Here is a 23075-nt window from a genome sequence, read left to right on the forward strand (position 1 = left end):
ACGCCGGCCGTCCGGCCGATGGCTGCCGCGAACACGTGCCCCTGCGCACGGCGCGCGCTCCGCCCGCACCGTCGCAGCGACGCGCGGCGCCCGCGCGGGCGGGCCGCCGCGCAAGGCCCACGGCCGCCGGCACCCGCCTTCCGGCCGGCCCAAAAACCCGATGCTGCGCTGCGCCACTCCTGTACAATTCGCCCTGTTTCAACCGTTCCCAGCCAGAGCCGCCGCCATGTCCGAGCCCATCGACCTCTCGCAGATCGCCCCGACGCTGAAAGCAGAAATCCTCGCCGAGGCGCTGCCGTACATCCGCCGCTACCACGGCAAGACCGTGGTGATCAAATACGGCGGCAATGCGATGACGGAAGAGCGGCTCAAGCAGGGCTTCGCGCGCGACGTGATCCTGCTGAAACTCGTCGGCATCAATCCGGTGATCGTCCACGGCGGCGGTCCGCAAATCGATCACGCACTGAAGAAGATCGGCAAGGCCGGCACCTTCATCCAGGGCATGCGCGTGACCGACGAAGAGACGATGGAAGTCGTCGAATGGGTGCTGGGCGGCGAAGTGCAGCAGGACATCGTGATGCTGATCAACCATTTCGGCGGCCACGCGGTGGGCCTGACGGGCAAGGACGGCGGCCTGATTCACGCCCGCAAGCTGCTGATGCCGGACCGCGACAATCCGGGCCAGTACATCGACATCGGCCAGGTCGGCGAAGTCGAGGCGATCAACCCGGCGGTCGTGAAGGCGCTGCAGGACGATGCGTTCATTCCGGTGATCTCGCCGATCGGCTTCGGCGAAGATGGGCTGTCGTACAACATCAACGCAGATCTCGTCGCCGGCAAGCTCGCCACGGTGCTGAATGCCGAGAAGCTGCTGATGATGACCAACATCCCCGGCGTGATGGACAAGGACGGCAACCTGCTGACCGACCTGTCCGCACGCGAGATCGACGCGCTGTTCGAAGACGGCACGATCTCGGGCGGCATGCTGCCGAAGATCTCGTCGGCGCTCGACGCGGCAAAGAGCGGCGTGAAGTCGGTGCACATCGTCGACGGCCGCATCGAACATTCGGTGCTGCTCGAAATCCTGACCGAGCAGCCGTTCGGCACGATGATCCGCTCGCATTGAGCGCGCGCCGCCCGTCCTCGCGCACCGGCCTGTCGGCGTCATTGCGACGCCGGCGCATCTCCCGCAGCCGGCCGCGTGCCGGCGCGCCCGTCTGGCTGTTCGATCTCGACAACACGCTGCACCACGCATCGCACGCGATCTTTCCGGAGATCAACCGTGCGATGACGCAGTACATCATCGACGCGCTGCAGATCGAACGCGCCGAAGCCGACCGCCTGCGCACGGGCTACACGCAACGCTACGGTGCCGCGCTCCTCGGCCTCACGCGCCATCATCCGATCGATCCGCACGACTTCCTGCGGGTCGTCCACACGTTTCCCGATTTGCCGGCGATGCTGCGCGCCGAGCGCGGCCTCGCACGCATCGTCGCGGCGCTGCCGGGCCGCAAGTTCGTGCTGACCAATGCGCCGGAGAACTATGCGCGCGCGGTGCTGCGCGAGCTGCGCATCGAGCGGCTGTTCGAACGCGTGATCGCGATCGAGCACATGCGCGACCGCCGCACGTGGCGCGCGAAGCCCGATCACACGATGCTGCGCCGGACGCTGCGCGCCGCGCACGCGCGGCTCGCCGACGCGATCCTCGTCGAGGATACGCGCGGCCACCTGAAGCGCTACAAGCGCCTCGGCATCGGCACCGTATGGATCACCGGCCACCTGCCCGGCCATCTGCCGAACACCGGCCGGCCGCATTATGTCGACCAGCGCATTCGTTCGTTAAAATCGCTGCGACTGGGCACACGATCGGGGCGACAAAAATGCAGCCGACTTACCCGCAGGACCAAGCCGTAACGGAAAACCAGGCCACGCCGTCCCGCCCGCGCCCGAAGCCGGGCGAGCGGCGCGTGATGATCCTGCAGACGCTCGCGGCGATGCTCGAAGCGCCGAAGCCCGAGAAAATCACGACGGCCGCGCTCGCCGCACGGCTCGACGTGTCGGAAGCCGCGTTGTACCGGCATTTCTCCAGCAAGGCGAAGATGTACGAAGGGCTGATCGAGTTCATCGAGCAGGCGCTGTTCGGGCTCGTAAACCAGATCGTCGCAAAGGAGCCGAACGGCGTGCTGCAGGCGCGCACGATCGCGCTGACGATGCTCAATTTCGCCGCAAAGAATCCCGGGATGACGCGCGTGCTGACCGGCGAGGCGCTGGTCGGCGAGGACGAGCGGCTGGCCGAGCGCGTCGAGCAGATGCTCGAGCGGATCGAGGCGTCGCTCAGGCAATCGCTGCGGTTCGCGCGGCTCGAGGCCGGCGAGCGGGACGCACCGGCTGCGACCGCGCCGGCGGCGCTGCCCGCCGATTACGACCCGGCGGTGCGCGCAAGCCTCGTGGTCAGCTACGTGCTCGGTCGCTGGCACCGCTACGCGAAGAGCGGCTTCACAAAACCGCCGACCGAACATGCGGATGCGCAACTTCGCCTGATCCTGCAGTAGGCAGCGCGCGCGATCGCCGAGCACCTCTCCGCACGGTGCGCCGCCGGCGGGCGCGCTCCTCCGCCGACCAAGCGCCATCCGGCTTCGCATCGGCCGGATCCGCGCGTTCGTCAATTTCCGCTATACTCTGCCGACTTGCCGCCCGGTTGGCGGCAGGTCGGAAGCGCGCCGATTTGCTGACTCGATTGCGGGCGCGCGAACCGGCCGGGGCCTTGATGCGTCGTGCGTCGTTCCCCGGCGGTTCACTATAAATGCGGCTAAAGAGGTCGTCAGCCGCGCACCTTCGCCTCCGCGCATCGCCGACACCATTTAGCCGCCCAGTCATAAGGCGGAACGAATGGAATCGATCGGCATCGTCGCTCCACAGACCATGCACTTCGCCGAACCGCTGCGCTTGCAAAGCGGCAGCGTGATCGGCAACTATCAGCTCGTCGTCGAGACGTATGGCGAGCTCAACGCCGCGCGCTCGAACGCGGTGCTCGTCTGCCACGCGCTGAACGCGTCGCACCACGTCGCCGGCGTCTACGCAGACGATCCGCGCAGCACCGGCTGGTGGGACAACATGGTCGGCCCCGGCAAGCCGCTCGACACGAACCGCTTTTTCGTGATCGGCGTGAACAACCTCGGCTCGTGCTTCGGCTCGACCGGCCCGATGAGCATCGATCCGTCGACCGGCAAGCCGTACGGCGCGAAGTTCCCTGTGGTTACCGTCGAGGACTGGGTGCATGCGCAGGCGCGCGTCGCCGACGCGTTCGGCATCGAGCGCTTCGCCGCCGTGATGGGCGGCAGCCTCGGCGGGATGCAGGCGCTCGCGTGGAGCCTGATGTATCCGGAGCGTGTCGCGCACTGCATCGACATCGCATCGACGCCGAAGCTGTCCGCGCAGAACATCGCGTTCAACGAGGTCGCACGCTCGGCGATCCTGTCCGATCCCGACTTTCATGGCGGCGATTACTACGCGCACGGCGTGAAGCCGAAGCGCGGCTTGCGCGTCGCGCGGATGATCGGCCACATCACGTATCTGTCCGACGACGACATGGCCGAGAAATTCGGCCGCGCGCTGCGCCGCGCGGACGGCGCGCTCGATGCGTACAACTTCAGCTTCGACGTCGAGTTCGAGGTCGAATCGTACCTGCGCTACCAGGGCGACAAGTTCGCCGACTACTTCGACGCGAACACCTATCTGCTGATCACCCGCGCGCTCGACTATTTCGACCCGGCGAAGGCGTTCGACGGCAACCTGACGGCCGCGCTCGCGCACACGCAGGCGAAATACCTGATCGCGAGTTTCTCGACCGACTGGCGCTTCGCGCCGGCGCGCTCCCGCGAGATCGTGAAGGCGCTGCTCGACAACAAGCGCACGGTCAGCTACGCGGAAATCGACGCACCGCACGGCCACGACGCATTCCTGCTCGACGACGCGCGCTATCACAACCTGATCCGCGCCTATTACGAACGTATCGCCAGCGAGGTGGGCGCATGAACCAGCAAGCGCTGAATTCCCTGTCCGCACGCGCGGACTTCCGTGCCATTGCCCGCTGGGTCGAACCACGCGCGACCGTGCTCGACCTCGGCTGCGGCGACGGCTCGCTGCTGTCGCTGCTGATGGAAGAACTGGACGTGACCGGCTACGGAATCGAACTGAACGACGCCGGCGTGCTCGCGAGCGCGAAGAACGGCATCAACGTGATCCAGCAGAACCTCGAGGACGGCCTGCGGCTGTTCGAGGATCACAGCTTCGACTTCGCGATCCTGTCGCAAACGCTGCAGACGATCCACCAGACGGCCGCGATCCTGCGCGAAACCGCGCGCGTCGGGCGCGAGTGCATCGTGTCGTTCCCGAACTTCGGCTACTGGGCGCACCGGCTGTCGGTGCTGCGCGGCCGGATGCCGGTGTCGAAGTCGCTGCCTTACCAGTGGCACAACACGCCGAACGTCCGCGTGCTGACGATCAAGGATTTCGAGGCGCTCGCGCCGGAGGTCGGCGTGACGATTCTCGACCGCATCGTGCTGCACGAGGGGCAGCCGATTCGATGGGGAGCGAACTGGCGTGGTAGTCTTGCTGTCTACCGCGTCAAGCGCAGCTGAGCCGGGGGGCCGTTGACGGATGATCCGGTCCGCACGCGCGTGCGGACGCCCCGCCTGCGCCGTCCGCCACGCCTGCGCTGCCGCCGCAATCAGTCAACGCTACCCAGTTCCTGTCCATGTCGAAAACGCCACACGAGGCGCCCGCACTCACCGCTCACGAGGATCACCCCGGCTGGCGCGCCTATCTGAACACGCACATGCTGATCTGCGTGTTCCTGGGCTTCACGTCCGGGCTGCCGCTGTTCACGCTCGTCTATCTCGTGCAGGCATGGCTGCGCTCCGAGGGCGTGAACCTGAAGGAAATCGGCCTGTTTGCGCTGATCCAGTTCCCGTATACGTGGAAGTTCCTGTGGGCGCCGCTGATGGACCGCTACATCCCGCGCCTGCCCGGCTGGCGGCCGGGTCGCCGGCGCGGCTGGCTGCTGCTCACGCAGGTGCTGGTCGCCGGTGCGATCGCCGCGCTCGGCTTCGTGTCGCCGCGCGATTCGATCTGGACCGTCGCCGCGCTCACGACGCTCGTCGCGTTCTTCGGCGCGAGCGCCGACATCGTGATCGACGCGTATCGTCGTGAACTCCTGCGCGACACCGAGCAAGGCCTCGGCAACGCGGTGCACGTGAACGCGTACAAGCTCGCCGCGCTGATCCCCGGCTCGCTGGCGCTGATCCTGTCCGACCACATGCCGTGGGACGCCGTGTTCGCGATCACCGGCGCATTCATGCTGCCGGGCATTCTGATGACGCTCGTCGTGCGCGAGCCGGAAGTGGTCGGCGCGCCGCCGCGCAACCTGCGCGACGCCATCGTGCTGCCGTTCCGCGAATTCATCCAGCGCGACGGCTGGGCCGGCGCGCTCCTCGTCATCGCATTCATCTTCCTGTTCAAGATCGGCGACACGATGGCGACCACTTTGTCCACGTCGTTCTTCCTCGACATCGGCTTCAGCCGCACCGAGATCGGCATCGTCGCGAAAACCACCGCGCTCGTCGCGAGCGTCGCCGGGGGCATCATCGGCGGCGTGTGGCTCGTGAAGATCGGGATCGGGCGCGGGCTGTGGATTTTCGGCGCGCTGCAGATGGTGTCGACGCTGGGCTTCGCATGGCTCGCCCAGCTCGGTCCGGGCTCGCCGGTGCTCGCGTTGCTGTACGACTTCACGGTGTCGACGAGCCACGCGATCGCGGCGGCGCTGTCGGTGTTCGGCATTGCGGTCACGCCGCAATTCAGTCCAATGACGGTCGCGCTCGCGATCGTCTACGGCTTCGAAACGTTCACGACAGGGCTGACGATGGCCGCGTTCGTCGCATATATCGCGAGTACGACCGACCCGCGCTACACGGCCACGCAATTCGCGCTGTTCACGAGCCTCGCGTCGGTGCCGCGCACGCTCGCATCCGCCGCAAGCGGCTTCATCGTCGCGAAGATCGGCTGGTTCGACTACTTCATCGCATGCACCGCGCTCGCGATTCCCGGGATGCTGCTGCTGTTCAAGATCGCACCGTGGAATGGCGTCGCGCGCAATGGCGAGGCCAGCCGTGCGCAGTGATCGGCTGCTGCGGCTGACACGGGTGGCCGTCGCGCTCGGCGTCGGCATCGCATCGCTCGGCATCGCGGCGAGCGCACATGCGTCCGATCCGGGCGGAACAGCCGCTGGCTCCGCGCCGGCCACCGCGCCGCCGCCCACATCGCCTGCCGCCGTGCCGTCCGCGGCCGAAGCCGCGCAGCCGACGGGCGGGGCCGTGTCCGCCAAAGCGTATGCGCCTGCGTCGCAGCAGGTGCGCTACGGCAATGCGATCGCGTTCCGCACGCTGATCCCTTCGCCGCTGCTCGAACAGCTGACCGCGAGCGAATACGCGCAGATCGTGCAGACCGCCGCCGACGGCGATCGCCTGCTGCCCGCGAATCAGCCGCGCGTGAAGCGGCTGCGAACGATCGTGATGAAGCTCGCCCCGTATTCGGTGAAGTGGAACGATCGCGTGAAGAGCTGGGCGTGGGACGTGAACGCGATCCGCTCGCGCGACATCCGCGTCACCTGCCTGCCGGGCGGCAAGGTGCTCGTGTACGGCGGGCTGCTCGACCGCATTCGCCTGAACGACGACGAGCTCGGCGTGCTGCTCGCGCACGGCATCGCGCACGCGCTGCGCGAGCATGCACGCAGCAATCTGAGCGCGGCGTCGCAAACGTCGCTGCGCGCGGCCACGCTGCCGCCGCTGTTCGGCGTCGGCGATCCGCTGCCGCAGGCGCTGAACCTCGGCGCCCGCCTGCAGACCTTGCGTTACGACCCGACCGACGAAACCGAAGCCGACGTGATCGGCGGCGACATCGCCGCGCGCGCCGGCTTCGATCCGCGTGCGGCGATCACGCTGTGGGACAAACTCGCGGCGGCCACGCGCGCGAACAAGACGTCGGGCTTCATCTACACGCACCCGTACAGCGCGACGCGGCGACAGGATCTGCTGAACCGCCTGCCGGACCTGATGCCGCTCTACGCGAAGGCGATCGGCAAACGGGTCGATACGCTGGCCGACTACGCCGGCATCAGCGCGCAGCGGCGCAAGGTCGCGCGGCGCTGAGCGTCGGCGCCCGACACCGCGCTACGCGCCGACCGCCGAATCGGCCGGTCGCACGCCGCTTTCGCGCATCGCGCGCACTTCATCGCCGGGGCTGCGGCCGAACAGCCGCTTGAATTCGCGGCTGAATTGCGACGCGCTCGCATACCCGACCCGCGCGGCCGCCGCGCCCGCGCCGACACCGTCCTGCACCATCATCAGCCGCGCCTGGTGCAGGCGCGCGGCCTTTACGTACTGCATCGGCGACGTCGCCGTCACATGCTTGAACTGCGCATGGAACACCGCGACGCTCATCCCGGCCTCGCGCGCGAGCGTCTCGACGTCCAGGTCGGCCTTCAAGTCCGCATGGATGCGCCGCAGCGCCTTCGCGACGCGCCCGAAATGATGTTGCTGGACGAGCGCCGCACGAATCGCGTCGCCCTGCGCGCCGGTCAGCACGCGGTACGCGATCTCGCGCATGATCGCGGGGCCGAGCACGCGCGTGTCGTGCGGCGACGCGAGCGCTTCGAGCAGGCGCACCACCGCATCGGCGAGCGGTGCGTCGAGCGGCGTCGAATAGACGCCGTGCGGTTCGCTGACCGCGGCGCCGAGCGTCTCGTCGAGCAGGATCGCAAGCTCCGCGATCACCGCGAGATCGACGCGGATCGAGATCGCGAGAAACGGCTCCTCCGTGGTCGCGAAGGTTTCGCACTCGAACGGCAGCGGCACCGACAGCACCAGATACTGCTGCGCATCGTAGACGAACGAGCGATCGCCGAGATAGCCGAGCTTGCGGCCCTGACAAACGACGATGATGCTCGGCTCGTACAGCACCGGCATGCGCGGCACCGGACGGCTCACGCGAATGAAGCGCACCCCGTCGAGCGCCGCCAGCGTATCGCCGTCGTTCGGCGCGAGACGCGAATGCAGCTCGATCATGCGCCGCCGCACACGGTCGCCCGAGTCGTCGAAAAGGGGCTGGAAGCTCATCGGCGTCGTCCTATCCTGCAAGAGAATCAGGCTCGCAATGTAGCACCTTGAAAGCGTTTTGACGGGCGTTCGCGCGCAATTCGAGAGGAATAGGCAAATCTTCGAGATGTTCGTGTATTTCGCTGCGGCGGCTCGCTCCTTACGATGAGCACCTGTCTCGCCGCATCGCCACAAGATGCGGCGGCAGTCTGTTTCGCCGGATGTTTTCCCGGACAAGGAGCCCCCTGCATGAGCACAACCTACGCTTACGCGGCGACCGACGCACGCTCGCCGCTCGCCCCGTTCGAATTCCAGCGCCGCGCGCTGCGCGACCTCGACGTCCAGATCGACGTGCTGTACTGCGGCGTGTGTCACTCCGACCTGCATCAGGCCCGCAACGAATGGCGCAACACGATCTATCCGGTCGTGCCGGGCCATGAAATCGTCGGCCGCGTGACCGCGACCGGCCCGCAAGTGTCGCGCTTCAAGGTCGGCGAGTTGGTCGGCGTCGGCTGTCTCGTCGATTCGTGCCGGACCTGCGCGAGCTGCGCGGAAGGTCTCGAACAGTATTGCGAGAACGGCTTCGTCGGCACCTACAACGGCCAGGATCGCGTGACCGGCGACGTCACTTACGGCGGCTATTCGACGCAGCTCGTCGTCGACGAGGCGTTCGTGCTGCGCGTGCCCGACACGCTCGACCCGGCTGGCGCCGCGCCGCTGCTGTGCGCGGGGATCACGACCTATTCGCCGCTGCGCCAGTGGAACGCCGGGCCGGGCAAGAAGGTCGGGATCGTCGGCCTCGGCGGCCTTGGCCACATGGGTGTGAAGCTGGCGCGCGCGATGGGCGCGCACGTGGTGCTGTTCACCACGTCGCCGTCGAAGATCGAAGACGGAAAGCGGCTCGGCGCGCATGAAGTGGTGATCTCGAAGGACGAAGCGCAGATGAACGCGCACCTGAACAGCTTCGACTTCATTCTGAATACGGTCGCCGCGCAGCACGACCTGAATCCGTTCCTGCACCTGTTGAAGCGCGACGGCACGATGACGCTCGTCGGCGCACCGGAGCACGATCATCCGTCGCCGCAGGTGTTCAACCTGATCTTCAAGCGCCGCCGCCTGGCGGGCTCGCTGATCGGCGGGATCGCGGAAACGCAGGAAATGCTGGATTTCTGCGCGGAGCACGGCATTACGTCCGATATCGAGATGATCCCGATGCAGCAGATCAATGCCGCTTACGAACGGATGCTGAAGAGCGACGTGAAGTACCGGTTCGTGATCGACATGGCGTCGCTCAAGCAGTAACGCGGTAACGCAGCACGCGACGGAGCAGACGAAACGGGCCGCATGTTCGACATGCGGCCCGCTTTTTTTGCATCCGGCGGCTGGATTGCGGCGATAGCGGCGGTTACTTCTTGTAGTCGTAATCGACCGTCAGCGGCGCGTGATCGCTGAACTTGATGTCCTTGAAGATCGACGTGCTTTTCGCGGTGCCGGCAACGCCCGGCGTCGCGATCTGGTAATCGATCCGCCACCCGACGTTCTTCGCGTAAGCCTGACCGCGGTTGCTCCACCACGTGTACTGCTCGGGGCGCGGGTCGAGCGTGCGGAACACGTCGACATAGCCAACCTCGTCGAACAGCTGCGTGAGCCACGCGCGCTCTTCCGGCAGGCAGCCCGAGTTCTTCTGGTTGCTCTTCCAGTTCTTGATGTCGATTTCCTTGTGGACGATGTTCACGTCGCCGCACAGGATCACCTCGCGCTTTTTCTTCAGTTCGGCGAGGTGCGGCATGAACTCGTCCATGAAGCGGTACTTCGCCTGCTGGCGCTCTTCGCCGCTCGAGCCGGACGGCACGTACACCGACACGACCGACAGCTTGCCGTAGCGCGCCTCGACGTAGCGCCCCTCGGCGTCGAATTCGCTGCTGCCGAAACCGATGATCACGTCATCGGGCTCGTGGCGGCTGTACAGGCCGGCGCCGCTGTAACCCTTCTTCTCGGCGTGATGGAAATAGCTCTTGAAGCCGTGCGGCTCGACGAATTCGGCCGGCAAGTCGTCGGCCGACACCTTGATTTCCTGCACGCACACGCAATCGGCGTTCTGTTCGCCGAGCCATTCGAAGAAGCCTTTCTTCGCGGCCGAGCGGATGCCGTTCAGGTTGGCGGTAATCACTCGCATCATGTCGGGTTCCGTTGTTCAGTCCAGTTCGGTTCAGTTCAATTGAATGCAGCTTTGTTCGATGCGTGTCGCGGCATCGCGGCCTAGCCGATCTTCACGCCTTCGAGTTCCGGCTTCGGCGGCGGGAATTCGAGCTTCATGTCGGACATCGCGCGCAGCAGCAGCTCGGCAATCATCACGTTGCGGTGGGTTTTCGAATTCGCCGGGATCACGTACCACGGCGCATGCTCGGCCGACGTCGCGGCAAGCGCATCGCGATACGCCGATTGATATGCGTCCCAGTGCTTGCGCGCGTCGAGATCGGCGATGTCGAATTTCCAGTGCTTGGTCGGATCGTCGATGCGCGCCTGCAGCCGCTCGCGCTGCTCGTCCTTCGAGATATGCAGGAAGCACTTGACGATCGTCGTGCCGTTCTCCGCGAGCATCGTCTCGAAATCGCGGATCTGCCGGTAGCGGCGCTCGCATTCCTTGTCGTTGATCAGGCCGAGCACGCGCGGCACCAGCACGTCTTCATAGTGACTGCGGTTGAAGATCGCGAGCTCGCCCGCGGCCGGCACCTGCGCGTGCACCCGCCACAGGAAATCGTGCGCGGCCTCGATCGGCGTCGGCGCCTTGAACGGCACGATACGCAGGCCGAGCGGATCGACGTCGCGGAACACCGCACGCACGGTGCCGTCCTTGCCGCTCGTGTCCATCCCCTGCAGCACGAGCAGCATGCGTTTCTTCTGCTGCGTATGCAGACGCTCCTGCTGCACGTCGAGCTCCGTCGACACGGCGGTGAGCCGCTCGCGGTCGGCCTCCTTCGAGCCCGACGAGAACGGCTTCGCGCCCGGGTCGAACGCATCGAGCGTGAATGCGGCAGCTTCCTTCTCGCGCGTGCTGTACGGCACGCGGAAATCGTCGAGCGACGGTTGTTTCGCCATTCGTTCCTCCGTTGGACGGTGCGATGCACACGTCACACGATACCGCATGCACCAAAGCGACGGGCCGCCCCGAACAGCGTCGGCGGCGGCCCGTGCTCAGGCGCGGCTCAGGCGCGCCGCCATGGTCAGCCGAGCTTCTTCTTCAGCAGCTCGTTGACCTGCTGCGGGTTCGCCTTGCCCTTGGTGGCCTTCATCGCCTGGCCGATCAGCGCGTTGAACGCTTTTTCCTTGCCGGCGCGGAATTCCTCGACCGACTTCGCGTTCGCCGCGAGCACCTCGTCGATGATCGCTTCCAGCGCGCCGGTGTCGGAGATCTGCTTCAGCCCCTTCGCGTCGATGATGCGGTCGGCCGCGCCTTCGTCGGCCGCCTTCTCGTCCCAGATCGTCGCGAAGATTTCCTTCGCGATCTTGTTCGAGATCGTGCCGTCGGCGATGCGCTGCAGCACCAGCGCGAGCTGCGCGGCCGATACCGGGATCGCGTCGATCTCGATGCCGTCGCGGTTCAGCTGCGACGATACGTCGCCCATCAGCCAGTTCGCGGCGATCTTCGCATTCGCGGCGCCGGCCTTTGCGACGACCGCCTCGAAGTACGCGGCCATCGCCTTGCTCGACGTGAGCACGCCGGCGTCGTACGCGGACACGCCGTACTGCTCGGCGAAGCGCTGCTGCATCGCGGCCGGCAGTTCGGGCATCCCGGCCTGCACGCGCTCGATCCAGTCCTGGCCGATCACGAGCGGCATCAGGTCGGGATCGGGGAAGTAGCGGTAATCGTGCGCGTCTTCCTTGCTGCGCATCGACCGCGTCTCGCGCTTGTCCGGATCGTACAGGCGCGTTTCCTGCACGACTTCGCCGCCGTCCTCGATCAGTTCGATCTGGCGACGCACTTCGTAGTTGATCGCTTCCTCGAGGAAGCGGAACGAGTTCAGGTTCTTGATCTCGGCGCGCGTGCCGAACTTCTCCTGGCCGAGCGGCCGCACCGACACGTTCGCGTCGCAGCGGAACGAGCCTTCCTGCATGTTGCCGTCGCAGATGCCGAGCCACACGACGAGCGCATGCAGCGCCTTCGCGTACGCAACGGCCTCGGCCGCGCTGCGCATTTCCGGCTCGGTGACGATCTCGAGCAGCGGCGTGCCTGCGCGGTTCAGGTCGATCCCGGTCATCCCGGCGAAGTCTTCATGCAGCGACTTGCCCGCGTCTTCCTCGAGGTGCGCACGCGTCAGGTTGACGGTCTTCTCGTATGCGGCCTTGCCGGCCTTTTCGTTGGCGGGCACCTGGATCGTGATCCGGCCGCCCTGCACGACCGGGATCTCGTACTGGCTGATCTGATAACCCTTCGGCAGATCGGGGTAGAAATAATTCTTGCGCGCGAAGATGCTGCGCGGCGCGATGGTCGAGCCGATCGCGAGACCGAAGCGGATCGCCCGCTCGACCGCGCCGCGGTTCAGCACCGGCAGCACGCCCGGCAGCGCCAGGTCGACCGGGCACGCCTGCGTGTTCGGCTCGGCGCCGAACTGCGTCGACGCGCCGGAGAAAATCTTCGAGACGGTCGACAGTTGCGCGTGCGTCTCGAGGCCGATAACGACTTCCCACTGAGTAGCCATATGCTTACACCCCTGCCGGTACTTGCTTGTGCCAGTCGGTCGCGCGCTGGAACGCGTCGGCGACCTGCAGCATCCGGGCTTCGTTGAAATAGTTGCCGATGATCTGCAGACCGACCGGGCGCTTCGCGTTTGCGCCGGCGCCGAAGCCGCACGGCACGCTCATGCCGGGCAGGCCGGCGAGGCTCACCGACAGCGTGTAGATATCCGCGAGATACATCTGCACCGGATCGTCGCCCTTCGCGCCGAGATCCCATGCGACCGTCGGCGACGCCGGGCCCATGATCACGTCGCAGGACTTGAACGCTTCCTGGAAATCGTTCGCGATGATGCGGCGGATCTTCTGCGCCTGCAGGTAGTACGCGTCGTAATAGCCGTGCGACAGCACGTACGTGCCGACCAGGATCCGGCGCTTCACTTCGGGCCCGAAGCCTTCGGCGCGCGACTTCTTGTACATGTCGAGCAGGTCGCCGTACTGCGCTGCGCGGTGGCCGAAACGCACGCCGTCGAAACGCGACAGGTTCGACGACGCCTCGGCCGGCGCGATCACGTAGTACACCGGAATCGACAGCTGAGTCTTCGGCAGCGACACCGGCACGAGCGTTGCACCGAGCGCTTCGTATTGCTTCAGCGCCGCGTCGATCGTCGCGCGCACGTCGTCGGCAAGACCGTCGCCGAAATACTCGTTCGGCAAGCCGATGCGCAGCCCCGCGAGCGGCTTGCCCGCGTCGTTGCCGGCAGCCCACGGCTGGCCGAGATGGCGCGTGAAGTCTTCATCGTCGCGCTCGAGGCTCGTCGAGTCGCGCTCGTCGAAGCCCGCCATCGCGTTCAGCAACAGCGCGCAGTCGGACGCGCTCTGCGCCATCGGGCCGCCCTGGTCGAGCGACGACGCGAACGCGATCATCCCGTAGCGCGACACGCGGCCGTAGGTCGGCTTGATGCCCGTCACGCCCGCGAACGACGCGGGCTGGCGGATCGAGCCGCCGGTGTCGGTGCCGGTCGCGGCCGGCGCGAGGCGCGCGGCGACGGCCGCCGAGCTGCCGCCCGAGCTGCCGCCCGGCACCGCGTTCGTGTCCCACGGGTTCTTCACCGCGCCGAACGCGGAATTCTCGTTCGACGAGCCCATCGCGAACTCGTCCATGTTGGTCTTGCCGAGCGTGACCATGCCGGCTGCCTGCAGCCGGGCGACGACGGTCGCGTCGAACGGGCTCTCGTAGTTCGCGAGCATCTTCGAGCCGGCGGTCGAACGCCAGCCGCGCGTGACGAACACGTCCTTGTGCGCGATCGGCAGGCCGGTCAGCGGGCCGCCCGCGCCGCGCGCGAGTTCGGCGTCGGCGGCCTTCGCCTGCGCAAGGGTGAGGTCCGCGTCGACGTGGACGAACGCGTTCAGGTCGCGGGCCGCGTCGATCCGTTTCAGGTAGAGCTGCGCGAGCTCGACGGCCGAGCATTCCTTGGCGGCAAGCGCGGCGCGCAGTTCGGTCAGGCTTTTTGCGTGCATTGAGTGGTTTTCCTGGGAATTCTGGGTGGCGCGCGGCGCGGCGCCGGCGCGCTTGTCATCGAATGCTTACTCGATCACCTTCGGCACGAGATAGAGGCCGTCCTGGACGGCCGGCGCCGGACGCTGGTTGTCGTCGCGATTGACGACTTCGGTCACGGCGTCGTCGCGCATGCGTTGCGCGACTTCCTGGATCTGTTCGATCGGGTGGGCGAGCGGCGCGATGCCGGCGGTGTCGACCGCCTGCATCTGCTCGACGAGGCCGAAGAATTCATTGAGCTGGCCGAGCGTATGCTCGGCGTCGGCGTCGGCCATTTCGAGTCGCGCCAGGTGCGCGATGCGTTTCACATCGGTCAAGGTCAGGGCCATGCGATCACCGGAAAAACAAGACTGCGCAGCGCATCGAAAACTGCGCTGCGGCGGGGGTTGAAGGGTGCGATCCCACCCTCAAAAATCGGGGCCGAAGCGGCAAAAATACCGCCCGTTTCGATTCAAATACCGAGAAATTATAAGGTATCATTACGCGTTCGACCCAAACCCGGCAGCCTTTTCCCGCACCGTTTCGCCCTGTTCCGGCAAAGCCGTGCGTGCTTCGTGCGATCCCCGGTAGACATCACTCGCAGCTTCGTGCGCCGCGGCGGCCGCTTCCGCCACGTTTCCCGAGGCTGTTATTTTTTCCGCTGCCGCCCTCAGCGCTCGCTATGCAGGGCCGGCCCAGAGCGAAACAGGATTCTGAATGTTCGGTTTTTTGCGCAGCTACTTCTCCAACGATCTCGCGATCGACCTCGGCACCGCAAACACCCTGATCTACATGCGCGGCAAAGGCATCGTGCTGGATGAGCCGTCCGTCGTGTCGATTCGCCAGGAAGGCGGCCCCAACGGCAAGAAGACGATCCAGGCGGTCGGCAAGGAAGCCAAGCAGATGCTCGGCAAGGTGCCGGGCAACATCGAGGCGATCCGCCCGATGAAGGACGGCGTGATCGCCGACTTCACCGTCACCGAGCAGATGATCAAGCAGTTCATCAAGACGGCGCACGAGTCGCGGATGTTCTCGCCGTCGCCGCGCATCATCATCTGCGTGCCGTGCGGCTCGACGCAGGTCGAGCGCCGCGCGATCAAGGAAGCCGCGCACGGCGCGGGCGCATCGCAGGTCTACCTGATCGAGGAGCCGATGGCGGCCGCGATCGGCGCGGGCCTGCCGGTGTCGGAAGCCACCGGCTCGATGGTCGTCGACATCGGCGGCGGCACGACCGAAGTCGGCGTGATCTCGCTCGGCGGCATCGTCTATAAAGGCTCGGTGCGCGTCGGCGGCGACAAGTTCGACGAAGCGATCGTCAACTACATCCGCCGCAACTACGGGATGCTGATCGGCGAGCAAACCGCCGAGGCGATCAAGAAGGAAATCGGCTCCGCGTTCCCGGGCTCCGAAGTCAAGGAAATGGAAGTGAAGGGCCGCAACCTGTCGGAAGGCATTCCGCGCAGCTTCACGATCTCCAGCAACGAAATCCTCGAAGCGCTGACCGATCCGCTGAACCAGATCGTGTCGTCGGTGAAGATCGCGCTCGAGCAGACGCCCCCGGAACTCGGCGCGGACATCGCCGAGCGCGGGATGATGCTGACGGGCGGCGGCGCGCTGCTGCGCGACCTCGACCGCCTGCTCGCGGAAGAAACCGGCCTGCCGGTGCTCGTCGCCGAAGACCCGCTCACCTGCGTCGTACGCGGTTCGGGGATGGCGCTCGAGCGCATGGACAAGCTGGGCAGCATCTTCTCGTACGAGTGATCGCCTAAGCAGTCCAGTTTGATATGGCGCACCCGCGGCGTGGCCGGATCGCTCGTTCAGAACGAACCGCCACGCCGTTTGCGCGTCTGAGCATCATTTAACCGATCACCACGCGCCCGGCGCCGACCATGGAATACAGTCCGCCGCCCCTCTTCAAGCAAGGTCCGCCCGCGCTCGCGCGGCTCATCTTCTTCGTCGCCCTCGCCATCGCGCTTCTCGTATCGGACGCGCGCTTCAGCACGCTCGAAATCGTCCGCGGCGTGCTCGGCACCGTGCTGTATCCGCTGCAACGCGCGGCCCTCGTGCCGCGCGACCTGTTCATGGGTGCGGCCGACATCGCGGTTACCGGCGCGTCGCTGCGCCATGAGAACGACGCGCTGCGCAAGCGCAACCTGCAGCTGTCCACACAGGCCAACCAGGCCGCGGTGCTCGCGCAAGAGAACACGCATCTGCGCGCGGTGCTGGAGCTGCGCCAGCACATCGCGACACAATCGACGCCGGTCGAGATCCAGTACGACACGAGCGATCCGTTCACGCAGAAGATCGTGATCGGGCAAGGTTCGCAGCAAGGCATCCAGAACGGCGCACCGGTCGTCAGCGAGGACGGCGTGGTCGGCCAGGTCACGCGCGTGTTCCCGCTGCAGGCGGAGGTCACGCTGATCACCGACCGCGATCTCGCGATTCCCGTGCAGGTGCTGCGCACCGGGCTGCGCAGCGTGATCTACGGCACGCCGAAGGGCGATTCGCTCGATCTGCGGTTCGTGCCGACGAGTTCGGACCTCGTCGCGGGCGACGAGCTCGTCACGAGCGGCCTCGACGGCGTGTATCCGCCCGGGTTGCCGGTCGCGAAAGTCGTGCGCGTCGACAAGCTCGCCGATACCGCATTCGCACGCGTCACGTGCGCGCCGGTCGCCGCCGTGCGCGGCGCGCGCGAGATGCTCGTGCTGCATTACCAGAACGACGTCCCGCCGCGCCCGGCCGAGCCCGATCCGGCCGCCGACAAGAACGCGAAGGGCAAGAAGGGCGCCAAGGCCGCTGCTAAAGGTGACAAAGGCGAAAAGAGCGAAAAGGCCGACAAGGGCGACGATGCCGGCGCGAACGTGAAGCCTGCCGCCGCGGCCACGCCGGGTGCGAAACCCGCGCCGGCAGTGCCTGTCGCGCCCGCCAAGCCCGCTGCCGCGACCGCGAAGCCCGCGGCCGGGCAATCAGGAGCCCAGTGATGAACCGCCCGCAATACATCCTGCAGCCGGTCAATCCGTACTTCATCGTCTTCAGTCTCGCCGCCGCGTTCCTGCTGAACCTGATGCCGTGGGGCCGCCTGCCCGGCGTGCCCGACTTCGTCGCGCTCGTGCTGCTGTTCTGGAACATTCACCAGCCGCGCAAGGTCGGCATGGGCGTCGCGTTTGCGCTCGGCATCCTGATGGACGTGCATGACGCGGGGCTGCTCGGCGAGCATGCGCTCGCCTATACGCTGCTGTCGTACGGCGCGATCACGATCCATCGCCGCGTGCTGTGGATGCCGATCGGCGTGCAGGTGCTGTACGTGACGCCGCTGCTCGTCGGCGCGCAGCTGGTGCCGTTCGTGATCCGCCTCATGATGGGCGCCGCGTTTCCCGGTTGGCGCTATCTGGTGGACGGCTTCGTCGAGGCCGCGCTGTGGCCGATCGCGAGCCACCTGCTGCTGATGCCGCAACGCCGCCCGGTCGACCCGGACGATACGCGCCCCATCTGAGCACCGACCTTGAACACCCGCCGCCCTCACGCCCGCTGCGCGCCGCGCTTCCGGCGGCCCCTCGCCCGCGCGTGCGTCGCACGCATGCATGGGCCGGATCGACTGTAACCGCATGACCGAATTCAACGACACCCAACAGCAGCTCTCGAAGTTCCGCCTGCGCGTCGCGGCGGCGGGCGTGTTCGTGTTCGTGTGCTTCGGGCTGCTCGCAAGCCGCTTCTTCTACCTGCAGCTGATGCAGCACGGCAAGTACGCGCTGCAGGCTGAGGAAAACCGCATCTCGGTCGCGCCGATCGTGCCGAACCGCGGGATCATCACCGACCGCAACGGCGTGGTGCTCGCGAAGAACTACTCGGCGTACACGCTCGAGATCACGCCGTCGAAGCTCAACGACACGCTCGACAACACGATCGACAAGCTGGCCGAGATCATCCCGATCGACGCACGCGACCGCCGCCGCTTCAAGAAGCTGCAGGAAGACTCGAAGAACTTCGAGAGCCTGCCGATCCGCACGCGCCTCACCGATGCGGAGGTCGCGCGCTTCACCGCGCAGCGCTTCCGCTTCCCCGGCGTCGACGTGCGCGCGCGGCTTTTCCGCCAGTACCCGCTCGGCATGACGGCCGCGCACGTGATCGGCTACATCGGCCGGATCTCGAAGCGCGATCAGGATCGCATCGACGCAATGAGCGACGACAACGACAGCGATCAGGAACATTACGATCCGCGCCGCGACGCGAACAACTACAAGGGCACCGACTACATCGGCAAGATCGGCGTCGAACAGAGCTACGAAACCGAGCTGCACGGCCTCACGGGCTTCGAGGAAGTCGAGGTGACGGCCGGCGGCCGGCCGGTGCGCACGCTGTCGCGCACGCAGGCGACACCCGGCAACAACCTCGTGCTGTCGCTCGACATCGGGCTGCAACAAGTCGCCGAGCAGGCATTCGCCGGCAAGCGCGGCGCGCTGGTCGCCATCGAGCCGAAGACGGGCGACGTGCTCGCGTTCGTGTCGTCGCCGAGCTTCGACCCGAACTCGTTCGTCGACGGCATCGACCAGCAGACCTGGGACGAACTGAACAACTCGCCCGACAAGCCGCTCCTGAACCGCCCGCTGCACGGCACCTACCCGCCCGGCTCGACGTACAAGCCGTTCATGGCGCTGGCCGGCCTGACGCTCGGCAAGCGCTCGCCCGGCTGGGGCTTCCAGGACCCCGGCTATTTCACGTTCGGCGGCCATACGTTCCGTAACGACGTGCGCTCCGGCCAGGGCTGGGTCGACATGAACAAGGCGATCATGGTGTCGAACGACACCTATTTCTACATGCTCGCACGCGACCTCGGCGTGAACGCGATCGCGAACTTCATGAAGCCGTTCGGGTTCGGCCAGATCACGGGCATCGACATCCAGGGCGAGGCGCGCGGGATCCTGCCGTCGACCGACTGGAAGAAGAAGGCCTTCAAGAAGGCCGCGCAGCAGAAGTGGTTCGACGGCGAGACGATCAGCCTCGGGATCGGCCAGGGCTACAACTCGTTCACGATCCTGCAGCTCGCGCACGCCACCGCGACGCTCGCGAACAACGGCGTCGTGATGAAACCCCACCTCGTGAAGGAAGTCGAGGATCCGATCACGCGCGCGCGCCATTTGACGGTGCCGAAGGAAAGCGATGTGATCCCGCTGAAGCAGGCCGACATCGACGTCGTGAAGCGCGGGATGGAAAACGTGATCGAAAACCCGTCCGGCACCGCGTACAAGGTGTTCCGCGGCACGCCGTATCTCGCGGCCGGCAAGACCGGTACCGCACAGGTTTTCTCGCTGCAGGGCTCGAACTACAAGGGCCACCTGCTCGCCGAACACCTGCGCGACCACGCGCTGTTCATCGCATACGCGCCGGTCGACCATCCGCAGATTGCGCTCGCGCTGGTCGTCGAGAACGGCGGCTGGGGCGCGCAGGCCGCGGGCCCGATCGCACGGCGCGTGCTCGACTACTACCTCGTCGAGCGCCAGAACCCCAAGAACGAGGCCGCGGCGGTGGCCGCCGCCGCGTCCGCAACCGAACCTGTTAGCGCACCGGTGATCGGCGATGCGGTGAAACCCGCCGTCGTCGCGGCCGGCTTCACCGCGCTGCCGCAGCCGGTCGTACCGACCGCCGCGAGCGCGGCGGACGCCGCTTCGGTTGCTGCCGCCGCTTCGGCCGCTTCGGCCGCTTCGGCAGCCGAAGCATCAAGCGCGGCGCAGCCCGCCGAAGCGGGCGCCGCGACGCCGCGCGCCGCGAGCCTGCCGCCGATCCGGCGCCCGCACCGGCCGCGCCGGCCCGCGAGTGACGCGCAGCCGCTCGCCGCCGCACCGCGCGACGACAACTCCCGTGCCAACGCCGCCGCGAAAGCGGCGAACGCCGGCACCGCTCATTAACGGAGAAAGGCATGCAATTCGACAAGCGCGCCTGGCTCGACAAGATCAAGCAGATGTTTGCGGGCTTCGACCGCCCGCTCGCCCTCATCGTGTTCCTGCTGCTGTGCGTCGGCATCGTCACGCTGTACAGCGCGAGCATCGACATGCCCGGCCGTGTCGAGGACCAGTTGCGCAACATCCTGCTGACGTTCGTGCTGATGTGGGTGATCGCCAACATTCCGCCGACGACGCTGATGCGCTTCGCGGTCCCGCTCTATACGTTCGGGGTTGCGTTGCTGGTCGCGGTCGCGCTGTTCGGGATGACCAAGAAGGGCGCGAAGCGCTGGCTGAACGTCGGCGTCGTGATCCAGCCGTCGGAAATCCTCAAGATCGCGACGCCGCTGATGCTCGCGTGGTACTACCAACGCCGCGAAGGCGGACTGCGCTGGTACGACTTCGTCGCCGCATTCGGGATCCTGCTGGTGCCGGTCGGCCTGATCGCGAAGCAGCCCGACCTCGGCACCGGCCTGCTCGTGTTCGCGGCCGGCTTCTTCGTGATCTACCTCGCCGGCCTGTCGTTCAAGCTCATCGTGCCGGTGCTCGTCGCCGGCGTGATCGCGATCGGCTCGATCGCCGTGTTCGAGGAACGCATTTGCCAGCCCGAAGTGCAATGGCCGCTGATGCACGACTATCAGAAGCACCGCGTGTGCACGCTGCTCGATCCGACGTCCGACCCGCTCGGCAAGGGCTTCCACACGATCCAGGCCGTGATCGCGATCGGCTCGGGCGGCGCGCTCGGCAAGGGCTACCTGAAAGGCACGCAAGCCCACCTCGAATTCATTCCGGAGAAGCATACCGACTTCATCTTCGCGGTGTTCTCGGAGGAATGGGGGCTCGCCGGCGGCCTCGTACTGCTGACGCTGTACATGGCGCTGATCGCGCGCGGGCTCTACATCGCCGCACAGGGCGCGACGCTGTTCGGCCGGCTGCTAGCCGGTTCGCTCACGCTGGCGTTCTTCGTCTACGCGTTCGTGAACATCGGGATGGTGAGCGGCGTTTTGCCGGTGGTCGGCGTGCCGCTCCCGTTCATGAGCTACGGCGGCACCGCGCTCGCGACGCTCGGCGTCGCGATCGGGATGATCATGAGCGTCGGGCGACAGCGGCGGCTGATGAAGAGCTGACGGCGCCCCACAGCGCGCGGTCGCACCGCATTCGCTGTGACGGCCGTCGGGTGCCGTGATCCGGATCGCTCACTGCGGCGTCGCGCGCGGGCTACCCGGGTCGGCTCCGGCGCCCGACGCCGGCTCCTGCGCCTTAAGCCGCGCACTCAGCTCCTTGAATTTCAAACCGGCGGCCTCGTCGCCGTGCGCGGCTGCAGCGGCGTAATACGCGCGCGCGATGTTCAGATTCTGCGTGACGCCGTCGCCGCCGCGCTCGTAGAACGAAGCCGTCACGTACTGCGCGGTCGGCTCGCCTGCGTCGGCCGCCTGCTTGTACCACACGAACGCCTGCCGGTTATCGCGCGGCGTGCCGCGTCCGTCGAGGAACTGGTTCGCGAGCGACAGCTCGGCCTGCACGTGCCCCTGCTTCGCCGCGCGCAGGAACCAGCGGTGCGCTTCGGCCGGATTGCGCGCGACGAACTCGCCGTCGTCGAACATCCGCCCGTACACATACTGCGCGTGCGACATGTTCGCGTCGGCGGCCCGTTTCAGCCAGCGCAGCCCTTCGTCCACGTTCGCGGTCACGCCAACGCCGGTGAGCAGCATCATCGCGTAGTTGAACTGCGCGAGCCGGTCGCCTCGTTCGGCCGCATCGTGGAACTGCACCAGCGCCGCGCGATAGTCGCCGGCGTTGTAATCGGCGACCGCCGACTGCGTCTCGTGCGCCGGGTCAGGCTTCGTGTGCGGCGCATTCTGCGCCCATGCGGCCGCGCAGACGGCCAAAAGCCCGAGCGTCGCGCCGATCCGCCCGCGTGCGTCGATCGCGCGCTGCGCGCGCCCATTGCCCGTATCGCCACCGCCGTTCATGACCGTGCCTCCTGCAGCGCCTGCCGTGTCGCGCGCAGCAGCCAGGTCACGTCGGCAGACAGCGTAATCATCCGGTAGCCTGCCTCGCGATATTGCCGCGCGCTCGCCGTATCGCTCGCGAAGATGCCGACCGCGACGCCGGCGTGCTTGCCTGCCGCGAGCACGCGCGCCATCGCGGCTTCGACGTCCGGGTGACGGCTGTCGCCGAGATGCCCGAGGCTCGCCGCCAAATCGGCCGGGCCGACGAACAGGCAGTCGATGCCCGGCGTCGCGGCGATCCGCTCGACTTCGTCGATCCCGCGCGCCGATTCGATCTGCACGATCACCGCGACCTGCGCGTTCGCGGTCTGCAGGTACTCGCGGCGCATGCCGTATGCGGCCGCCCGTACCATCCCGGCGACGCCGCGCAGCCCGTCCGGCGAATCCGGCGACGGAAAGCGCGTGAGCCGCACCGCGTGCGCGGCCTCGTCGGACGTCTCGACGCAAGGGAACATCAGCGTGCGCGCGCCGGCGTCGAGCGCGCGCTTCACAAGCCACGGCTCGCGCCCCGGCACGCGGACGACGGGCTCGCTCGGCAGATGCGCGGCGGCCAGCGCGCGCAGCTGCGATGCGACGTCGCGACTGTCGTTCGGCGCGTGCTCCATGTCGATGCAGAGCCAGTCGTAGCCGGCGTGCGCGAGCGCTTCCGCGACCGAATCGCATCCGAGCGACAGCCACAGGCCATACAGCGGCTCGTCGCCGTCGCGCAGACGCTGCTTGAGGGAATTGGTGAGCGTGCTCATCGATACGGGCTCCTGGACGGAAC

The 23075-nt window shown here is 66.9% G+C and carries 21 protein-coding genes; 13 read left to right on the forward strand and 8 right to left on the reverse strand.

Going from position 1 to position 23075, the window contains the following annotated elements:
• Nucleotides 1–226: 226 nt before the first annotated feature.
• From argB to KDW55_RS08570, 7 genes are all read left to right on the forward strand, one after another.
• A complete protein-coding gene (gene argB / locus KDW55_RS08540) occupies nucleotides 227–1126 on the forward strand; it encodes an acetylglutamate kinase (RefSeq protein WP_006490510.1) in 900 nt (299 codons plus the stop codon).
• Complete coding sequence (locus tag KDW55_RS08545) at nucleotides 1123–1914, forward strand: pyrimidine 5'-nucleotidase (protein WP_212161853.1); 792 nt, start codon at nucleotides 1123–1125, stop codon at nucleotides 1912–1914. The genes argB and KDW55_RS08545 overlap by 4 nt, the downstream gene beginning before the upstream one ends.
• Nucleotides 1881–2552 (forward strand): nucleoid occlusion factor SlmA, encoded by a 672-nt coding sequence (gene slmA / locus KDW55_RS08550; RefSeq protein WP_040142501.1) that lies wholly within the window; start codon nucleotides 1881–1883, stop codon nucleotides 2550–2552. The genes KDW55_RS08545 and slmA overlap by 34 nt, the downstream gene beginning before the upstream one ends.
• Before the next feature lie 337 nt (nucleotides 2553–2889).
• Nucleotides 2890–4035, forward strand: coding sequence for a homoserine O-acetyltransferase (locus tag KDW55_RS08555; RefSeq protein ID WP_040142503.1), 1146 nt, complete (start codon nucleotides 2890–2892; stop codon nucleotides 4033–4035).
• Nucleotides 4032–4640 (forward strand): methionine biosynthesis protein MetW, encoded by a 609-nt coding sequence (metW, locus tag KDW55_RS08560; protein ID WP_040142505.1) that lies wholly within the window; start codon nucleotides 4032–4034, stop codon nucleotides 4638–4640. Before KDW55_RS08555 ends, metW begins: the two co-directional genes overlap by 4 nt.
• A 116-nt stretch (nucleotides 4641–4756) precedes the next feature.
• Complete coding sequence (locus KDW55_RS08565) at nucleotides 4757–6178, forward strand: AmpG family muropeptide MFS transporter (protein ID WP_040142507.1); 1422 nt, start codon at nucleotides 4757–4759, stop codon at nucleotides 6176–6178.
• Complete coding sequence (locus KDW55_RS08570; RefSeq protein WP_209821211.1) at nucleotides 6168–7205, forward strand: M48 family metallopeptidase; 1038 nt, start codon at nucleotides 6168–6170, stop codon at nucleotides 7203–7205. The genes KDW55_RS08565 and KDW55_RS08570 overlap by 11 nt, the downstream gene beginning before the upstream one ends.
• 21 nt (nucleotides 7206–7226) lie before the next feature.
• On the opposite strand, the gene KDW55_RS08575 is transcribed toward KDW55_RS08570, so the two are convergent.
• Nucleotides 7227–8171 (reverse strand): AraC family transcriptional regulator, encoded by a 945-nt coding sequence (locus KDW55_RS08575; protein WP_040142509.1) that lies wholly within the window; start codon nucleotides 8169–8171, stop codon nucleotides 7227–7229.
• A 228-nt stretch (nucleotides 8172–8399) separates the two neighbouring features.
• Here KDW55_RS08575 and KDW55_RS08580 point away from each other — a divergent pair, with 228 nt between their 5' ends.
• A complete protein-coding gene (locus tag KDW55_RS08580) occupies nucleotides 8400–9452 on the forward strand; it encodes an NAD(P)-dependent alcohol dehydrogenase (protein WP_069241867.1) in 1053 nt (350 codons plus the stop codon).
• A gap of 103 nt (nucleotides 9453–9555) precedes the next feature.
• Here KDW55_RS08580 and KDW55_RS08585 read toward each other — a convergent pair whose 3' ends face one another.
• From KDW55_RS08585 to gatC, 5 genes are all read right to left on the reverse strand, one after another.
• The gene (locus KDW55_RS08585; protein ID WP_040142514.1) at nucleotides 9556–10329 is read right to left on the reverse strand and encodes an exodeoxyribonuclease III; all 774 of its coding nucleotides are present in this window, start codon (nucleotides 10327–10329) and stop codon (nucleotides 9556–9558) included.
• An 80-nt stretch (nucleotides 10330–10409) separates the two neighbouring features.
• Nucleotides 10410–11249, reverse strand: a complete 840-nt coding sequence (locus KDW55_RS08590; RefSeq protein ID WP_040142515.1) for a polyphosphate kinase 2 family protein — start codon at nucleotides 11247–11249, stop codon at nucleotides 10410–10412.
• A gap of 125 nt (nucleotides 11250–11374) precedes the next feature.
• Nucleotides 11375–12850 carry an Asp-tRNA(Asn)/Glu-tRNA(Gln) amidotransferase subunit GatB gene (gatB, locus tag KDW55_RS08595; protein WP_069241868.1) on the reverse strand — a complete coding sequence of 492 codons (1476 nt, stop codon included), beginning with the start codon at nucleotides 12848–12850 and terminating at the stop codon, nucleotides 11375–11377.
• 4 nt (nucleotides 12851–12854) lie between these two features.
• Nucleotides 12855–14345 (reverse strand): Asp-tRNA(Asn)/Glu-tRNA(Gln) amidotransferase subunit GatA, encoded by a 1491-nt coding sequence (gatA, locus tag KDW55_RS08600; protein WP_212161854.1) that lies wholly within the window; start codon nucleotides 14343–14345, stop codon nucleotides 12855–12857.
• Nucleotides 14346–14411: 66 nt separating this feature from the next.
• Nucleotides 14412–14711 (reverse strand): Asp-tRNA(Asn)/Glu-tRNA(Gln) amidotransferase subunit GatC, encoded by a 300-nt coding sequence (gene gatC / locus KDW55_RS08605; RefSeq protein WP_212161855.1) that lies wholly within the window; start codon nucleotides 14709–14711, stop codon nucleotides 14412–14414.
• A gap of 367 nt (nucleotides 14712–15078) precedes the next feature.
• On the opposite strand from gatC, the gene KDW55_RS08610 reads away from it, so the two are divergent.
• The 5 genes from KDW55_RS08610 (at nucleotide 15079) to rodA (ending at nucleotide 21424) form a co-directional block, all read left to right on the forward strand.
• Nucleotides 15079–16122 (forward strand): rod shape-determining protein, encoded by a 1044-nt coding sequence (locus tag KDW55_RS08610; protein WP_004189550.1) that lies wholly within the window; start codon nucleotides 15079–15081, stop codon nucleotides 16120–16122.
• 128 nt (nucleotides 16123–16250) lie between these two features.
• Entirely contained in the window at nucleotides 16251–17342 is a 1092-nt protein-coding gene (mreC, locus tag KDW55_RS08615) for a rod shape-determining protein MreC (protein ID WP_040142523.1), read from the forward strand.
• Complete coding sequence (mreD, locus tag KDW55_RS08620; RefSeq protein ID WP_011886346.1) at nucleotides 17342–17854, forward strand: rod shape-determining protein MreD; 513 nt, start codon at nucleotides 17342–17344, stop codon at nucleotides 17852–17854. Before mreC ends, mreD begins: the two co-directional genes overlap by 1 nt.
• A 112-nt stretch (nucleotides 17855–17966) precedes the next feature.
• Nucleotides 17967–20264: a penicillin-binding protein 2 gene (gene mrdA / locus KDW55_RS08625; protein ID WP_212197916.1), complete on the forward strand. Its 2298-nt coding sequence runs from the start codon at nucleotides 17967–17969 to the stop codon at nucleotides 20262–20264.
• A gap of 11 nt (nucleotides 20265–20275) precedes the next feature.
• Nucleotides 20276–21424, forward strand: a complete 1149-nt coding sequence (gene rodA / locus KDW55_RS08630) for a rod shape-determining protein RodA (RefSeq protein ID WP_212161796.1) — start codon at nucleotides 20276–20278, stop codon at nucleotides 21422–21424.
• A gap of 69 nt (nucleotides 21425–21493) precedes the next feature.
• Here the strand turns inward: rodA and KDW55_RS08635 are convergent, their stop codons facing one another.
• Nucleotides 21494–22270 (reverse strand): tetratricopeptide repeat protein, encoded by a 777-nt coding sequence (locus KDW55_RS08635; RefSeq protein ID WP_040142531.1) that lies wholly within the window; start codon nucleotides 22268–22270, stop codon nucleotides 21494–21496.
• A complete protein-coding gene (locus tag KDW55_RS08640) occupies nucleotides 22267–23052 on the reverse strand; it encodes an aldolase/citrate lyase family protein (protein ID WP_040142533.1) in 786 nt (261 codons plus the stop codon). The genes KDW55_RS08635 and KDW55_RS08640 overlap by 4 nt, the downstream gene beginning before the upstream one ends.
• Nucleotides 23053–23075: the final 23 nt, after the last annotated feature.

The organism is Burkholderia sp. AU19243 (assembly GCF_018148075.1).
Taxonomy (GTDB): domain Bacteria; phylum Pseudomonadota; class Gammaproteobacteria; order Burkholderiales; family Burkholderiaceae; genus Burkholderia; species Burkholderia latens_A.

What these genes read in the sequence shown, in the direction of transcription:
- KDW55_RS08635 (WP_040142531.1), bottom strand. Translation starts at nt 22,270, where the DNA reads ATGAACGGCGGTGGCGATACGGGCAATGGGCGCGCGCAGCGCGCGATC.
- rodA (WP_212161796.1), top strand. Translation starts at nt 20,276, where the DNA reads ATGCAATTCGACAAGCGCGCCTGGCTCGACAAGATCAAGCAGATGTTT.
- mrdA (WP_212197916.1), top strand. Translation starts at nt 17,967, where the DNA reads ATGACCGAATTCAACGACACCCAACAGCAGCTCTCGAAGTTCCGCCTG.
- gatA (WP_212161854.1), bottom strand. Translation starts at nt 14,345, where the DNA reads ATGCACGCAAAAAGCCTGACCGAACTGCGCGCCGCGCTTGCCGCCAAG.
- KDW55_RS08640 (WP_040142533.1), bottom strand. Translation starts at nt 23,052, where the DNA reads ATGAGCACGCTCACCAATTCCCTCAAGCAGCGTCTGCGCGACGGCGAC.
- KDW55_RS08580 (WP_069241867.1), top strand. Translation starts at nt 8,400, where the DNA reads ATGAGCACAACCTACGCTTACGCGGCGACCGACGCACGCTCGCCGCTC.
- mreC (WP_040142523.1), top strand. Translation starts at nt 16,251, where the DNA reads ATGGAATACAGTCCGCCGCCCCTCTTCAAGCAAGGTCCGCCCGCGCTC.
- slmA (WP_040142501.1), top strand. Translation starts at nt 1,881, where the DNA reads ATGCAGCCGACTTACCCGCAGGACCAAGCCGTAACGGAAAACCAGGCC.
- argB (WP_006490510.1), top strand. Translation starts at nt 227, where the DNA reads ATGTCCGAGCCCATCGACCTCTCGCAGATCGCCCCGACGCTGAAAGCA.
- metW (WP_040142505.1), top strand. Translation starts at nt 4,032, where the DNA reads ATGAACCAGCAAGCGCTGAATTCCCTGTCCGCACGCGCGGACTTCCGT.
- KDW55_RS08565 (WP_040142507.1), top strand. Translation starts at nt 4,757, where the DNA reads ATGTCGAAAACGCCACACGAGGCGCCCGCACTCACCGCTCACGAGGAT.
- KDW55_RS08590 (WP_040142515.1), bottom strand. Translation starts at nt 11,249, where the DNA reads ATGGCGAAACAACCGTCGCTCGACGATTTCCGCGTGCCGTACAGCACG.
- gatB (WP_069241868.1), bottom strand. Translation starts at nt 12,850, where the DNA reads ATGGCTACTCAGTGGGAAGTCGTTATCGGCCTCGAGACGCACGCGCAA.
- gatC (WP_212161855.1), bottom strand. Translation starts at nt 14,711, where the DNA reads ATGGCCCTGACCTTGACCGATGTGAAACGCATCGCGCACCTGGCGCGA.
- KDW55_RS08585 (WP_040142514.1), bottom strand. Translation starts at nt 10,329, where the DNA reads ATGATGCGAGTGATTACCGCCAACCTGAACGGCATCCGCTCGGCCGCG.
- mreD (WP_011886346.1), top strand. Translation starts at nt 17,342, where the DNA reads ATGAACCGCCCGCAATACATCCTGCAGCCGGTCAATCCGTACTTCATC.
- KDW55_RS08610 (WP_004189550.1), top strand. Translation starts at nt 15,079, where the DNA reads ATGTTCGGTTTTTTGCGCAGCTACTTCTCCAACGATCTCGCGATCGAC.
- KDW55_RS08555 (WP_040142503.1), top strand. Translation starts at nt 2,890, where the DNA reads ATGGAATCGATCGGCATCGTCGCTCCACAGACCATGCACTTCGCCGAA.
- KDW55_RS08575 (WP_040142509.1), bottom strand. Translation starts at nt 8,171, where the DNA reads ATGAGCTTCCAGCCCCTTTTCGACGACTCGGGCGACCGTGTGCGGCGG.